The sequence below is a fragment of the Poseidonibacter antarcticus genome (assembly GCF_003667345.1).
Taxonomy (GTDB): Bacteria; Campylobacterota; Campylobacteria; order Campylobacterales; family Arcobacteraceae; genus Poseidonibacter; species Poseidonibacter antarcticus.
In genome coordinates this window covers 39,453-54,543 of the sequence record NZ_RCWF01000006.1, presented here as the reverse complement: position 1 = coordinate 54,543, position 15,091 = coordinate 39,453, and the positions used below count along the sequence as shown (strand labels likewise).

The following is a 15,091-nucleotide window of genomic DNA, read 5'->3' as shown; positions in this document are numbered from 1 at the left end:
ATTATTAACTGATTATTAAATAATTACAATTATAATTAACTTACTAAAACAAAGGTTATCAATGAAAATCTCTCAGTTAAAACTAATTTTAACTACATCACTTTTACTTACACTTTTTTTCAATTTCTCTTTTTTTAAAAATCTATTAGGCAATTATGGCTTTGAAAATATGAATGCTATTTATATACTTTCAATTGCTATTGTTTTATATGCTTTATTGGTATTTTTATTTACTCTTTTTTCTTCAAAATATACAACAAAAGCTATTTTGATTTTAATACTTATTGTTTCATCTGTTTGTGCTTATTTTATGGATACGTATCATTTGGTCATTGATGTTGAAATGATTAGAAATACTCTTCAAACAAATTTATCAGAATCCTCTGATTTATTTAGTTTAAAATTATTGGCTTATATTATATTTTTAGGATTAATACCTTCTTTTTTAATATATAAAATGAAGATTTCATACAAACCTTTTAAAAAAGAGTTATTTTCTAAAGTAAAAACACTTATTCTTTCTTTACTTGTTATTATCTTAGTTATATTATCTTTTAGTAAATTTTATGCATCATTTTTTAGAGAGCATAAACCATTAAGATATACAGTAAATCCTATTTATTGGATGTATAGTGTAGGAAAATATATAAGTAAAACGGCTAGTTCTGGTCCTATTATTATGAAAGAAATAGGAAAAGATTCAAAGGTAATAGAAGAACAAGATCATAAAAAAGAGTTAATTATTATGGTTGTAGGTGAAACTGCAAGAGCGGATAGATTTTCTTTAAATGGATATGAAAAAGAAACTAATCCATTATTAAAAAAAGAAGAAATAATAAATTTCTCCAATATGTCTTCATGTGGTACTTCAACAGCTGTTTCTGTTCCTTGTATGTTTTCAGTATTTGATATTGATGATTATGATTATAAAAAAGGTGTTTCTACAAATAATATTGTTGATGTATTAAAAAATACAAAAGATATAAATATTTTATGGAGAGATAATAACTCATCTTCAAAAGGTGTTGCACTTAGAGTTGATTATGAAGATTATAAAACACCTAAAACAAATACAATCTGTGAAAATGGAGAATGTAGAGATGAAGGAATGATTGTAGGGCTTGATGAATATATTAAAAAACATAAAAATGAAGACATATTAATCATCTTACACCAAATGGGAAATCATGGACCTGCTTATTATAAAAGATATCCAAAAGAGTTTGAAAAATTTACTCCCGTTTGTAAAACAAATCAACTAGAAGATTGTACAAAAGAAGAAGTTAGTAATGCTTATGATAATGCGATTTTGTATACTGATTATTTTTTATCAAAAGTTATTAACTTTTTAAAACCATATTCTAATACTCATGAAACTGCTATGCTTTATATGAGTGATCACGGTGAAAGCCTAGGTGAAAATGGACTATATTTACATGGAATGCCTTATTTTATGGCTCCTGAAGAACAAACACATATTCCAGCTATTTTATGGTTGGGTGATGGTGATATGAGAAATGATTATGATATAAATAAATTAAAATCTATTTCAAATAAAAAGTTTTCACATGATAACCTTTTTCATACCTTACTTGGTTTATTTGAAGTAAATAGTGAAGTTTACAAAAAAGATATGGATATTCTTTATGACTCAAAAATCGATTAATTTTCAGATTATAATCACCGCTATTTTATTAATAGTGGTGATTTCACTTTTTGAGTTAACAAATCTCGATATATTTATTCAAAACTATTTTTATAATTTTGATACTTCAAAATGGATACTAGATAAAAATGAACCTATATTAAAGTTTTTACTTTATGATGGATTAAAAAAAGCATTAATATTATTTGCTGTTTCAATTCTTTTTATGCTTATTTTCTTAAGAAAAAATAAAACAATTGAAAAATATAAAAAAGGCTTAATTATTGTTTTATTATCTGCTATTATTGTTCCTATTACAATTGGTTCATTAAAAGCTGTTTCAAATACTCCATGTCCTAAAAACATTGAATTTTTTGGAGGAAATTATCCAAATATCAAAGTTTTTGATTCATATCCTTCAAATTTTGTACAAGAGAAAAAAGCAAAGTGCTGGCCTGCTGGTCATGCTTCTGGTGGTTTTGCATTGTTATCTTTATTTTTCTTATTTAAAAAGAGAAAGAATAAAATTTTAATTGTTTCATTTTCTTTTGTTTTAGCTTGGAGTATGGGATTATATAAAATGCTAATTGGTGATCATTTTTTAAGTCATACAATTATTACTATGCTTATTGCGTGGATTGAAATTTTAATTATTGCTAAAATCATATATAAATATAAAGGAAACAAAAGTGAGAAATCAACCTAAATACAACTTTTTTAAAAATACAACATATGCACTAAAAGGATTAAAAGATTTACTGAAAACTGAGAGTTCATTTAAAATTGAATTACTTATAGTTATTTTATTAATTCCTATAATCATCTTTATTGATACAACAATAACAAACAAACTAATAATGTTTATTACTCTTATGCTTATGCCACTTATGGAAGCTTTAAACAGTGCAATTGAAAGAGTTGTAGATTTAGTAACGCTAAAACACCATGATATGGCAGGACGTGCTAAAGATGCAGGAAGTACCGCTGTATTTTTTAGTATTGTAATATTTGTTGTTTCTTGGAGTACTATTTTATTTAATCTATGATTTGAAATACCCTAAATAGTTCAAATACATTTAGGATATTTTAAATTTATATTCTACTTTTGAAAATCAAGTGATACAGAATTTACACAGTGTCTTGTATTTTTAGCTGTAAAGCCCTCACCTTCAAATACATGACCTAGGTGTCCACCACAGTTACTACAAACTATTTCTACTCTTCTTCCATCTTTATCTGGTACTCTTTTTACTGCATTTTCTAAGTTATCATCAAAACTTGGCCATCCACATCCTGAAGAAAATTTACTGTCTGATCTGTATAAAGGTGTATTACATTTTTTACATATAAATGTTCCTTCTTCTTTAAAATCGTTGAACTTTCCAGTAAAAGGCATTTCTGTACCTTTGTTTTCTATTACTCTTATTTCTTCTTCTGTTAATTTATTAAAACTCATTTTTTTTCCTTTTATGAAACTATAAATTCTTTTTGAATTAATACTTTATCTTCATACAAAATTTTCCCTAGGAATTTATCCCCTATTTCAAATTTTCCAACACCTTTTGGAGTTCCTGACATTATAATATCACCATCTTCAAAACTTAAAAAAGTATTAGCTTCTTTTATTATTTCAGAAGGTTTATTTATCATCATTGAAACATTTCCATCTTGTTTTAACTCACCATTTATAAATAATTGTATTGATAGTTTATTAATATCACCATTAAAAGCTTTAAACTCTGAAAAAACAGCTGCTCCATCAAAAGCTTTTGCTCTCTCCCATGGTAGACCTTTTGTTTTTAGTTTCGTTTGAATTTCTCTTAATGTTAAATCTAAACCAAAACTAACTGCTACTATTTGATTTTTTTCTAGTACAAAAGAAATTTCTGCTTCATAATGACAAGATTCATTTCCTTTTGGAAAAACTAAAGTATTTGAGATTGCTGAATTTGGTTTTATAAAAAAAACCATTTCATCTGGTGTTTCATTGTTTAGTTCGGCTATATGTTCTGTATAGTTTCGACCGATACAAAAAACTTTTGAAGGATATATCTCTTTATTATCTATTAATATTTTATTCATTTTTTTCTTAACCTCTTTTCATAATTATAACTATTCATTTTATCAAAATAGTCATAATTACTAAGAGTTAAACTGCTAAATAAATTACTTTTTAGAAAAAAAGTTATCTAGTGAGAATTTACCAGCTCCAAATGAAGCAAAGATTCCTAAGAATAATAAGAAATATAATGGTATTTCAAAACCATTATCACCTGAACTAAATCCATTACCAATATGTACAGTTAAAATTGCAACAACCATTGTTCCAATTAATGGTAGAGAAATAACTCTTGTTAATAGACCAAGTGCTAATAAAACAACTCCAAGTGTTTCAACAGTAGCTGAAATATAAACATTTAATAAAGGAAAAGGAATACCTAAAGTTCCATACCACGCAGCAGTATCTTCTATACTTTTCCATTTATTTAATGCAGGTTCAAAAAAACCATAAGCTATTACAAGTCTTGCAAGTAATAAGAATATACTTTGAAAGTTTTGTAGAATTTTTTCTGAAATATTATTGATTTTGTTAATCATAATCTGTCCTTTATGCTAATTAATATTCCAAATTATATAAAAACAATATTTACTTATTGTGTAGTAAATAAACTTTTATTAATATTTTTCTAACAGATCATTTATAATAACAGAAGTTATCCCCCAAATAGTTTCACCTTCATATTTGTAAACCCAAACTTTATGCCTTTTATTTCCCCATGGTTTTTTATACATTAATGGTAAACCTAATTCATCTGCTGGAAAATAAATCTCTTTTTCACCTTTATCATTTATTTTATAAGGATGTATTTCATGGGCTAATGTATATTCTGTAGCTTGTGTATTTTTGAAAAAAGATATAGGAATTAACAAAGTTTTTTCTACTTCATTTTTATCTACAATCATTTTTTTTAATACTTTTTTCTTTATTTTTGCAACAAAAGGCTCAATAATTGCTCCAATTGGTGCAACATAAGTATCAAGTCTTCCAATTATTTTAATGTCTTTTGCTTTTATTCCTAACTCTTCATAGGTTTCTCGAAGAGCTGTTTGCTTAAAGTTTTTATCAATTCCTTTTTCAAATCCACCACCTGGGAAACAAATATCTCCACCTTGTCTAATATGCGCTGCTCTTTTTTGAAAAAGTAAGAAATACTCACCTTTTATTTTAATAAGTGGTATTAACACAGCTGAATTAAAAAATCTATCTCGTCCTAATACTCCAGGTCTTTTGGGTAAATTAAGTGCTAATTTTTTTATATTTTCTTTTTTCATTATTTTATCTTTATTGATTTGATTGCTTGAATCATAGTTCTTATAATTCTTGTTAAATCTTCTTCTTTTATAGTATATGAAACTATTGAATAAATTAACTTACCAAAAGGTCTTATCCATACACCATTTTTAACACAATAGTCTTGTATTTCTTGGGCATAGCAGTCATCTTCTAATTCAATAACTCCAATTGCTCCTATATTTCTAATATCTTTTACCAAAGTTAATTCTTTAGCATTTTCTAACTCTTTTGTAAATATTTCTTCAATTCTTTGAACATTTCTTTTCCAAGAACCCTCTTCTAATAAATTTAAACTTTCAATTGCTACACTACAAGCTAATGGATTTCCCATAAAAGTTGGTCCATGCATTAAAATACCAAGCTGTGAATTACTAATTGTATCTGATATTTTTTTTGATGTAATCATCGCAGCCATTGTCATATAACCACCTGTTAAGCCTTTTCCAACTGTCATAATATCAGGTTTAATATCTGCCCATTCACAAGCAAACATTTTACCTGTATGACCAAATCCTGTTGCTATTTCATCAGCAATTAATAAAATATCATATTTAGTACACAATTCTCTAGCTTTTTTCAAGAAATCAGGATTATAAATCCTCATTCCTCCCGCACCTTGAACAATTGGTTCTAGAATAAAACCAGCAACTTCGTTATGATGTTTTTCAAATGTATCTTCCAAAGCTTTTAAAGACTCCGAACAATCAGCATCAAAGCCAAGTTTTGGTGCTTGTGTAAAAATATGCTTTGGTAAATATGAACCATAAATACTATGCATTGAATTATCAGGGTCACATACACTCATGGCAGCTAATGTATCTCCATGATAAGCATTTTTTAGTGCTATAAACTTATATTTTTTAAGTCCCTTTGCTTCTTGATATTGAATTGTAGTTTTTAAAGCAACCTCAACAGATACAGAACCACTATCACATAAAAACACACTATTTAGTCCTGTAAGTTTTGCTAGTTTTTCACAAAGTATTGATGCTTTTTCATGTGCAATTCCACCAAACATAATATGTGGCATAATATCTATTTGTGATTTTAAAGCCTCATTTAATCTTGGGTTATTATATCCATGGATAGCACTCCACCACGAGCTCATACCATCAATTAATTCTTCACCTGTTTGTAAAAAAATACTAGTTTTATTAGTAGATTTTACAGGAAGAAGTTCATTCCTTGAAGGAAGCGAATTATATGGATGCCAAACGTGTTTTTTATCTATTTCTAACCAATTCAAATATTGTCCTATCTTCTAAAATTATCTAAATATTATAGCAAAAGTTAATTCATATCCTTATAATTAGAAGAAATTCTATGCTCAATAAAAGTAACAAAATCTAAAAATAAAAGATTTGGTGTTTTAGCTTTATTATAGATTAATGAAAATTCTCTTTTAAATGAAATATTAATAAGTTTTATTTCAAAAAGTTCTTTTTCTTTTAATTCTTTATTTACGACAACTCTTGATATTGCAGTTATTGTATCAGTATTATCTAGGACAATTTTTTTTATCTCTTCAAAGCTATTAAGTTGCATGAAAATATTTAAATCCAAAGCTTTTGCACCTAAACAATCTATAAATATCTCTTTTGTTCCTGAACCTGATTCTCTTAAAATCCATTTTTTATCTATTGTATCAACATATTTATTTTTAGGATATTTTTCATCTGATGTTACAATTATTAATTCATCATCACATAAGTGTTTTTTTATGATATTAGAATGACTTAGATTGGTTTCAATTAGTCCAATATCAATATTTCCTTCTACTACTTCATTTATAATACGTGTTGAATTAAACGAATCAATTTCAAAAGAAACTTCAGGATGTAATGTCAAAAAATCATAATATATATCTGGCATAATATAATTTGAAATTGTTTTACTTGCACATATTTTTAATGTTCCTGCTAATTTATTTTTTTGGAAAATTGTTTGAGCATCTTTTAGAGCTAAATAATGTTCATAAGTTTGCTCTTTAAAATATCGCCCTCTTTCATTTAAAATAAGTTTTTTACCAATTCTATCAAATAGCGTTTCATTTAGTTTTTCTTCTAATGATTTTATTGCTAAAGAAATTGCTGATTGGCTTATATTTAATTCTTTTGCTAAATTTGTTACTTGTGGTTTCTCACAAAGGTGATAAAAAAAGTTTAATTCTTTGAATGTCATATTTTTCCTTATTAAAAATATTAATGATTATATTATATTTAATATATTTTACTAATTAAATTTAAAAGCATATACTTACAAAAAATAAAGGGAAACAATGAAAATAAAGAATAACTTAATCTATGGTTTAATAATTTTAGGAATTTTTACTGAAATTTCAGTATTAAGTACACAAATTGAAGTAATAAAACAAATACATATTAGTCCATTAATTATTGCTATTGTATTAGGTACAGTTTTATCACATCTTTTTAAACATAGTTTTAAAGAATATTTAAATGATTCTATTAATTTTAGTACGAAGTACGTTTTGAGATTTGGTATTATTTTATATGGATTTAGATTAACTTTACAAAACTTAACAGAAGTAGGATTAGAAGGTTTAATATTTGCTATTTTTATTGTATCAAGTACCTTTATCATAGGTTATATAATAGGTACAAAATTTCTAAAAATGGATAAAGAAATCACAATTTTAACGAGTGTAGGAAGCTCAATTTGTGGAGCCGCTGCTGTATTAGCAACAGAATCTGTTATAAAAACACCTGCTTATAAAAGTGCAGTTGCTGTTTCGACTGTAGTTATTTTTGGAAGTATTGCAATGGTTTTATATCCGCTTTTATATGAATATAATGTTTTCAATCTTGATTTAAATACATTTGGTATTTATATAGGTGGAACTTTACATGAAGTAGCTCACGTAGTTGCAGCAGGAAATGCAGTAAATACAGATGTAGCAAATAGTGCTGTAATTGAGAAAATGATAAGAGTTATTTTACTTGCACCATTTTTAATTGTTTTAAGTTTCTTTTGGATGAAAAATGATTCAAAAGAAGGTGGAAAAGCTGTAAAAAGAAAAATTGTAATACCTTGGTTTGCTGTAATCTTTTGTGTAGTAATTTGCTTTAATTCTTTTGGATTTATATCTGGAAAATATATTGAAGTAATCAATGATTTTGATACTTTCTTATTAACAATGGCAATGTTTGCTTTAGGTTTACAAACACATATTTCAAAATTTAAAGAAGTAGGAGCTAAACCATTTTACTTAGCATTTATTTTATTTATTTGGTTAATATTTGGTGGAGTAAATGGCTTAGAGTTTATTATGAATGCGATGGCATAGTATTAAATTATTTTCAAAACTATAATTACTTTACCTAGGTAAGGTGATTATAGTTTCTAAACCTTTATATTCTATATCTTCATATATATATTTTCTATTTAATGATTCTATTTTTCCATTCATATGTTTTGTAATAATCTCTTCACACATATATAATGCAATTCCTATCCCTTGAGATCTATGTTTAGTAGTAAAATAAGGTTCATAAACCTTTTGCAATAATTCCTCTTTAATTCCACCTGCATTATCTTTTATTTTTATAAGTACTTTATCCTTATCTTTGCTTATATCTAGAAAAATAATTCTTAAATAATTTTCTTTATTACCAAAAGCATCCTTAGAATTATTAAGAATACTCATTATAACTTGAATTAATTCATTCTCAAAAGCTACAATATTTATATTTTCAATATTTTTTATTATTTTTATATTTTTATATTTTAATTTAGAATCTAATAAATCTAATGTTTTATTGCAACACTCAAATATTGAAAATTCCTCTTTATCTCTAGTAGGTTTAAAAAAGTCTCTGAAATCATCAATAGTAGTTGAAAGGTCAGTTGCAGAACTAATTATTGTATCTAATGTTTCTAATAAAAATTTGTCTTCTAAAATAGCAAGTTCTTTTTTAATTTTTAAACCACTTGAAGCTGTAGTTATCAACGATAAAGGCTGTCTCCATTGATGAGCAATATTTTCCATCATCTCACCAATAGCTGCCATTTTGGATTGCTGAGATAAGATTCTATCTTTTTTAATATTTTCATCAACAGCTTTTTTAATTCTAAGCTCTAATTCATTATTAATAGATATTAATTCTTTTGTTTTTTTATCAACTTTTATACTTAAAGATTTATTCATTTTACTTAAAAGTCTTTGTCTATATAAAATAGCTAATAATATTAGAGAAATAACTGCTACTATTTCCCAAATAATCATAAAGTTAAACTCTTTTTCATATTGAAGACTTAACCATTTATTTAAAATAGCTTCTTTTGTATCTTTATCAATATACATAACTAATTTATTTAAAATTTTACTTAGAGTTTTTTCATCTTTTGATACTCCAATTCTAAGAACAGAACGTTCATCAAGCTTTCCTGATATTTTCAAACCATCTATCAATTCAGTTTGTAATTTGTACCATATAGTTGCATTTGTTCCAATATATGCGAATACCTCTTTATTCTGCACTTTTTGTAAACCCTCTTGTAAATTTGAAACTCCAATTAAGTTTATATTCTTATATTTATTTTTTACAATATCAAAAATAGAAAAATCTTTTATCACTGCAATTTTTTTATTATGTATATTTTTAACATCAGAAATAAAAGGAATAGATTTTTTAGTAATTAATACATAAGGTATATCTGTATAACCTTGTGTGAAATCAAGAACTTTCTCTCTTTCTTCTGATTTTGCTATACCTGGAATAAAATCACATTTTTTTGTTTTAATATATTCCAAACTTTGACTAAAAGATTCAGTTTTTACAGGAAATATTGGTATACCTAGTTTATCTTCAATCAAATTAATATAATCAGAAGTGATACCAATTAATTTCCCATTTTTGAAATCAGTATAAGGCATCATATTAGTAACAGTACAAATCTTTATTTGTTTTTTATTTGATAAATACTCTTTTTCACTTTCTGTAAACTTCAAATTTTCTATTTTTTTATCATAATAAACAAAATCATCAATAGATATATCATCCGTAGTTAAGCCTAAAACATTATATAAATCATAGATTCTTTGTATTTTTTCTTTTTTAATATCCCCTAGTTTACTTGTTTTAAAATAAGATAGTTTTTTTAACTCATTAGCTTCAAAAATTAAAGCTTCTTTACTTAATTTTAAAGTATTATATTTATCAATAATTACATCAGCACTTTGGGATATATTTGAATAAGCATACTCCCAACCTTTTAATGACGCTTCTTTAAATGCATCAACAGTTGAAATATCTTCATTAATTAATTTTTCACTTGTATATAAAAAATCACTATACATATCAAAACCATATTTTTTAGGATCAAATATATTATATTTAATACCTCTTTTTTCTAATTCAAATGGTGATTTGGATAAATAGCCTGATATAACATCAGTATGTTTATTAATTAAATCTTCTATATTATGAGTATGTTTTATAAAATTTAAATCATCAATTTTTATATTATGAGAACTTATCATCGATTTTAAAGAGACTTCACTTCCATCATCAATTGTTGTCATTATTCTTTTACCAACAAAATCTTCTATTTTATTAATATTAGATTCTTTTGTACTTAATAATATTAGTGGTGTCGCTTGAAAGAGAGCATAAAGAGCAACAATTTTTTGTTCTTGTTTACTTTCTAGAAGTAATGTTTCTCGTCCTACAGCAAAATCTATATTACCTAGACTTACTTCTTTTGGAATATTAATACCAAATACAAAAGGTTTAATTGTTACATCAAGTCCTGCGTCTTTATAAAATCCTTTTTCTTTTGCCATATAATAACCTGCAAATTGAAATTGATTAAACCAGGATAATTGTATAGTTACAGATTTTAATTCTTTAGAAAATAACGAAGAACATGTAAGGAGTAAAATTAAAAATGAAGACTTTAAAAACAAATAAATACCTTTTTATAAAATCATATATATCATGTTTAATAAAACATGATTAAATATATAGACTTTACCATTTATTTAATTAATTAAAGTAATTTTGAAGTTAAAAAGACATCTTAAATAATAAAGATGCCTTTTTTATATTTATTAATGTAAAAAGTGTCTTTTCCCTGAGAAGTATAAAGCCATACCAAATTCATTAGCAGCATCAATAATTTCATCATCTCTAATAGAACCACCTGGTTCAATCACACATTTAACACCTGCTTCTTGAGCAGCATCGATACTATCTCTAAATGGGAAGAATGCTTCAGAAGCTAAAACAGAACCAGATACATCAATACCTAAATCTTCTGCTTTTCTTAATGCTGCTTTTGCCGCATCAACTCTTGAAGTCATACCCATTCCAACAGCTACCATTGCTGAATCTTTTACATATACAACACAGTTAGATTTTGTTAAAGATGCAACTTTATAAGCTATTTCCATATCTTTTACTTCTTGTGCTGTAGCTGTTCTTGTTGATTTTAATTCGCTGTTTGCAACTTCATCATCTTCAACTTTATCAGCATCTTGATATACAAATCCACCATCAAGCATTTTAAAGTTAAATGCATCATTTGATAATTCAAGTTTTTTAGTACCTTGTTTAAATAATTTGATTCTTTTCTTTTTATTTAATTCAACTTCCGCTTCAGGAGTAAAATCAGCAGCAAATACAACTTCTAAGAAAATTTCATTCATTTTAACAGCTAGTTCTAAATCAATTACACCATTAACCGCAACAACTCCACCAAAAGCAGAAATTGGATCACATCTTAATGCACTAGTGTATGATTCAAATAAAGTATCTTTAATAGCAAAACCACAAGGATTACCATGTTTAACAATACAAACAGCATTATCATCACCAAATGCAGATGCGATTTTAGCAGCTCCACTAATATCACCCATATTGTTGAAACTTGCTTCACCTTTTAATGTAATAAATTTATTTGATAAGTGATTATCAAATTCGTATAAAGCACCTTTTTGATGTGGGTTTTCACCATATCTTGTATCAAATACTTTAGAACCAACAATAAATTGTTTAGCACCCATACCATTATTGAATCTTTTATTCATATAGTTAGCAATCATAGAATCATAAGCAGCTGTATGCTCATAAGCTTTAATCATTAAATCACGTCTAAATTCAGGTGTATTTGTATCATTTTTAAGATTATTTAAAACTAAGTCATAATCAACAACATCAGTTACAATAATTACAGAATCATGATTTTTTGCAGCAGATCTAACCATAGCAGGTCCACCAATATCAATATTTTCAATAATTTCTTCAAAATCATTCGTTTTTTCAATAGTTGCTTTAAAAGGATAAAGATTTACACATACTAAATCAATGCCTTCAACACCTAATTCTTTAGCTTCATCTAAGTGTGATTGTTTATCACGTCTGTGTAAAATTCCACCATGAATATATGGGTTTAAAGTTTTAACTCTACCTTCAAAACATTCAGGAAATTTTGTAACTTCATTTGCTTCAATTACTTCCACTCCAGCACTTTGAAGTTTTTTATATGTTCCGCCTGTTGATATAATTTCATAACCTAATGATACTAACTCTTTTGCAAAGTTTTCTACACCACTTTTATCACTTACACTAATTAATGCTCTCATGTACACCTATCCCTTTGATATATTAAAATACTTGTCTTTGTTTATGCGATTATATAAAATTATTAGTTAGTACTTGCTTTTACAATAAAATATTATAATTTATGTATATTAATTTTAAAAAAATAATTGACTATATAATAACTAGAAAAAGAGTAAATATCCTTATGTATTTTGATAAAATAACTATATTTAACACTATGGAGTTAATAAATGTATACATTAACAAATATTGATTTATTATGGATTTTAATTAGTTCTTTTCTAGTTTTTTTAATGCAATTAGGATTTGCATTAATTGAAACAGGAACTGTACGAACAAAAAATACAATAAATGTAGCTATGAAAAATCTAATTGATACAGTTTTTGGAATTATCTTTTTTTGGATAATTGGCTTTGGAATAATGTTTGGAGCTGATAATTTTGGATTATTTGGTACAACTAGTTATTTAATAAATGGCAAAGATTTAGAAGAAAATGCACTTTTTTTCTTTCAAGCTATGTTTGCAGCAACTGCTATTACAATAGTCTCAGGTGCAGTTGCAGAGAGAATTAAATTTAATGGCTATATTATTGTTTCTATAATTGTTAGTGCTATTATCTATCCTTTATATGGTCATTGGGCATGGAATGAGAACGGTTGGTTAGCTCAAATGGGATTTATAGATTTTGCAGGTTCGACAGTAGTTCATTCTGTTGGTGCTTGGGTTGGACTAGCTGGAACTATAATATTAGGTCCAAGACTAGGAAAATTCAAAAATGGGAAAGTCAAACATTTTGCACCTAGTAATCACAATTTTATTGTATTTGGTGTTTTTATATTATTTTTTTCATGGTTTGGTTTTAATGCAGGAAGTTTATTCAAATTTGATTTTAATACTACTTCGATTTTATTAAATACTTTAATATCTGGAGTTTTTGGTGGTTTTGCTTCTTGGATAATTACACTCTTTTACAAAGAAAAAGTTGCAGTTGAAGTGTTTAGTTTTGGTATATTATCTGGTCTTGTAGGAATAACAGCTGGATGTTTTGAATTTACATTAGTACAATCTGCAATTGTAGGATTTTCATCTGCAATTTTTATGTATTATTCTGATCAATTTATTAGCAAAAAACTTAAAATTGATGATCCACTAAGTGTAGTTAGTATACATGGAATAGCAGGTGTTTGGGGAACGATTGCAGTTGGTATATTTGCAAAAGTTCCAGAAGAATTAACTAGATTGGAATTTATTTATGTGCAAATGATAGGTGTAATTACAGCCTTTGCTTTTGCCTTTATTTTAGGATTAATTTTATTTTTTATTTTATTTAAACTTAATTTATTAAGAGTTAGAAAAAAACATGAAGTTATAGGACTAAATGTAAGTGAGCATCATGCTAAACTCCCATGGGTTGAAACTATTGAAAGTATTATTACTATTATGAAAACAGGTAATATACAAAAAAAAGTTTACGTTGAAAGAGATACAGAAGTTGGTATTGTTGCAAAATTTTTTAATCATTTATTAGGTCAATTAAGACAAAAAAATGAAGTACTTATAAGTTCAAATAAAAATTTACAAAAAAAAGCTTATAATGATTCATTAACAGGAATTTTAAATAGAAGAGGTTTATTAGAATACTTGAAAACTAAACTCTTAGATTATAAATATTCTATTGTTATAATTGATATTGATAAATTTAAATTAGTTAATGACACCTATGGTCATAATATTGGAGATAAAGTTCTAAAACATTTAGCAGTTGTCGTATCTAAAAGAATTCGTAAAAATGATATATTTGCAAGATGGGGAGGAGAAGAATTTATACTAATAATCAATATTCTGCAATTAGAAATAGTAGAAAATATAGCTGAAAAAATAAGAAAGGATATCCAAGAAGAAAAATTTCCTATAGTAGGAAAAATTACAGCTTCATTTGGTATTAGTAATTTTAAAACAAAAGAACAGACATTTGAAGAAGTGTTTAAAAATGCGGATAATGCATTATATGAAGCAAAAGAGAATGGAAGGAATAAAGTATTTACATTTTAAACTCCTGTCCATCTAATTTATCTAAGCTAGTATCTTTGTACATTTTACGAATTAGATCTCTTGGTTTAATCCATTGGTCATGTAAAGCACATTTATCATTACTATCACACTCACCTATACCCAAAACACATTTTGTATCATCTTCAAGTTCTCTAAAAGCTGCTAAGATATCATAAACATTAATTTCTTTGGAAGGTTTTGATAATTTATATCCACCTTCTCTTCCTTTTATTGAATATACAAAACCCGATTTAACTAATTTAGCCATAATTTTTGTCAAAAATTTATACGAAATATTTAATATTTCTGATAACTCTTTTGCAGAATACAATCTAGAATTCCCATATTTTGCTATATAACTTAATATTCTAATTGCATATTGAGTTGTGTTTTGTAATTGCATTATTAAGCCTTTTTATTCACTTTATTTTTTTGAAGAAATAGTTGTAGC

The 15,091-nt window shown here is 26.0% G+C and carries 14 protein-coding genes; 5 read left to right on the top strand and 9 right to left on the bottom strand.

The features are described from left to right. The first annotated feature begins 61 nt into the window (after positions 1-61). Genes D9T19_RS08600 through D9T19_RS08590 form a run of 3 tightly spaced genes read left to right on the top strand, consistent with a single transcriptional unit; the run spans position 62 to position 2,691 of the window. Entirely contained in the window at positions 62-1,666 is a 1,605-nt protein-coding gene (locus D9T19_RS08600) for a phosphoethanolamine transferase (RefSeq protein WP_121627829.1), read from the top strand. Continuing rightward, complete coding sequence (locus tag D9T19_RS08595) at positions 1,647-2,351, top strand: phosphatase PAP2 family protein (protein ID WP_121627828.1); 705 nt, start codon at positions 1,647-1,649, stop codon at positions 2,349-2,351. Before D9T19_RS08600 ends, D9T19_RS08595 begins: the two co-directional genes overlap by 20 nt. Beyond that, entirely contained in the window at positions 2,335-2,691 is a 357-nt protein-coding gene (locus D9T19_RS08590) for a diacylglycerol kinase (RefSeq protein WP_121627827.1), read from the top strand. Before D9T19_RS08595 ends, D9T19_RS08590 begins: the two co-directional genes overlap by 17 nt. A gap of 53 nt (positions 2,692-2,744) precedes the next feature. On the opposite strand, the gene D9T19_RS08585 is transcribed toward D9T19_RS08590, so the two are convergent. The 6 genes from D9T19_RS08585 to D9T19_RS08560 form a co-directional block, all read right to left on the bottom strand. Beyond that, complete coding sequence (locus tag D9T19_RS08585) at positions 2,745-3,101, bottom strand: methionine-R-sulfoxide reductase (RefSeq protein WP_121627826.1); 357 nt, start codon at positions 3,099-3,101, stop codon at positions 2,745-2,747. Between the two features lie 11 nt (positions 3,102-3,112). Next, positions 3,113-3,727 (bottom strand): fumarylacetoacetate hydrolase family protein, encoded by a 615-nt coding sequence (locus D9T19_RS08580; RefSeq protein ID WP_121627825.1) that lies wholly within the window; start codon positions 3,725-3,727, stop codon positions 3,113-3,115. Positions 3,728-3,811: 84 nt separating this feature from the next. Next, positions 3,812-4,243, bottom strand: coding sequence for an HvfX family Cu-binding RiPP maturation protein (locus tag D9T19_RS08575; protein WP_121627824.1), 432 nt, complete (start codon positions 4,241-4,243; stop codon positions 3,812-3,814). A gap of 78 nt (positions 4,244-4,321) precedes the next feature. Beyond that, positions 4,322-4,978 (bottom strand): NUDIX hydrolase, encoded by a 657-nt coding sequence (locus tag D9T19_RS08570; protein WP_121627823.1) that lies wholly within the window; start codon positions 4,976-4,978, stop codon positions 4,322-4,324. Continuing rightward, positions 4,978-6,246: an adenosylmethionine--8-amino-7-oxononanoate transaminase gene (bioA, locus tag D9T19_RS08565; RefSeq protein WP_121627822.1), complete on the bottom strand. Its 1,269-nt coding sequence runs from the start codon at positions 6,244-6,246 to the stop codon at positions 4,978-4,980. Before bioA ends, D9T19_RS08570 begins: the two co-directional genes overlap by 1 nt. 44 nt (positions 6,247-6,290) lie before the next feature. Then, the gene (locus D9T19_RS08560) at positions 6,291-7,181 is read right to left on the bottom strand and encodes a LysR family transcriptional regulator (RefSeq protein ID WP_121627821.1); all 891 of its coding nucleotides are present in this window, start codon (positions 7,179-7,181) and stop codon (positions 6,291-6,293) included. A gap of 97 nt (positions 7,182-7,278) precedes the next feature. On the opposite strand from D9T19_RS08560, the gene D9T19_RS08555 reads away from it, so the two are divergent. Next, positions 7,279-8,307, top strand: coding sequence for a YeiH family protein (locus D9T19_RS08555; protein ID WP_121627820.1), 1,029 nt, complete (start codon positions 7,279-7,281; stop codon positions 8,305-8,307). A 30-nt stretch (positions 8,308-8,337) separates the two neighbouring features. On the opposite strand, the gene D9T19_RS08550 is transcribed toward D9T19_RS08555, so the two are convergent. Then, a complete protein-coding gene (locus D9T19_RS08550) occupies positions 8,338-10,929 on the bottom strand; it encodes an ABC transporter substrate-binding protein (RefSeq protein WP_205588706.1) in 2,592 nt (863 codons plus the stop codon). A gap of 144 nt (positions 10,930-11,073) precedes the next feature. After that, the gene (gene purH / locus D9T19_RS08545; RefSeq protein ID WP_121627819.1) at positions 11,074-12,606 is read right to left on the bottom strand and encodes a bifunctional phosphoribosylaminoimidazolecarboxamide formyltransferase/IMP cyclohydrolase; all 1,533 of its coding nucleotides are present in this window, start codon (positions 12,604-12,606) and stop codon (positions 11,074-11,076) included. 210 nt (positions 12,607-12,816) lie between these two features. Here purH and amt point away from each other — a divergent pair, with 210 nt between their 5' ends. Then, complete coding sequence (gene amt / locus D9T19_RS08540; RefSeq protein ID WP_121627818.1) at positions 12,817-14,640, top strand: ammonium transporter; 1,824 nt, start codon at positions 12,817-12,819, stop codon at positions 14,638-14,640. Here amt and D9T19_RS08535 read toward each other — a convergent pair. Further along, a complete protein-coding gene (locus D9T19_RS08535) occupies positions 14,630-15,043 on the bottom strand; it encodes an RrF2 family transcriptional regulator (protein ID WP_121627817.1) in 414 nt (137 codons plus the stop codon). The two genes, amt and D9T19_RS08535, sit on opposite strands and share 11 nt — an antisense overlap. Positions 15,044-15,091: the final 48 nt, after the last annotated feature.

Excerpts from the sequence above, each read along its gene's own strand:
- D9T19_RS08570 (WP_121627823.1), bottom strand. The coding sequence starts at position 4,978 with ATGAAAAAAGAAAATATAAAAAAATTAGCACTTAATTTACCCAAAAGA.
- D9T19_RS08575 (WP_121627824.1), bottom strand. The coding sequence starts at position 4,243 with ATGATTAACAAAATCAATAATATTTCAGAAAAAATTCTACAAAACTTT.
- amt (WP_121627818.1), top strand. The coding sequence starts at position 12,817 with ATGTATACATTAACAAATATTGATTTATTATGGATTTTAATTAGTTCT.
- D9T19_RS08560 (WP_121627821.1), bottom strand. The coding sequence starts at position 7,181 with ATGACATTCAAAGAATTAAACTTTTTTTATCACCTTTGTGAGAAACCA.
- D9T19_RS08555 (WP_121627820.1), top strand. The coding sequence starts at position 7,279 with ATGAAAATAAAGAATAACTTAATCTATGGTTTAATAATTTTAGGAATT.
- D9T19_RS08595 (WP_121627828.1), top strand. The coding sequence starts at position 1,647 with ATGACTCAAAAATCGATTAATTTTCAGATTATAATCACCGCTATTTTA.
- D9T19_RS08580 (WP_121627825.1), bottom strand. The coding sequence starts at position 3,727 with ATGAATAAAATATTAATAGATAATAAAGAGATATATCCTTCAAAAGTT.
- purH (WP_121627819.1), bottom strand. The coding sequence starts at position 12,606 with ATGAGAGCATTAATTAGTGTAAGTGATAAAAGTGGTGTAGAAAACTTT.
- D9T19_RS08585 (WP_121627826.1), bottom strand. The coding sequence starts at position 3,101 with ATGAGTTTTAATAAATTAACAGAAGAAGAAATAAGAGTAATAGAAAAC.
- D9T19_RS08535 (WP_121627817.1), bottom strand. The coding sequence starts at position 15,043 with ATGCAATTACAAAACACAACTCAATATGCAATTAGAATATTAAGTTAT.
- D9T19_RS08600 (WP_121627829.1), top strand. The coding sequence starts at position 62 with ATGAAAATCTCTCAGTTAAAACTAATTTTAACTACATCACTTTTACTT.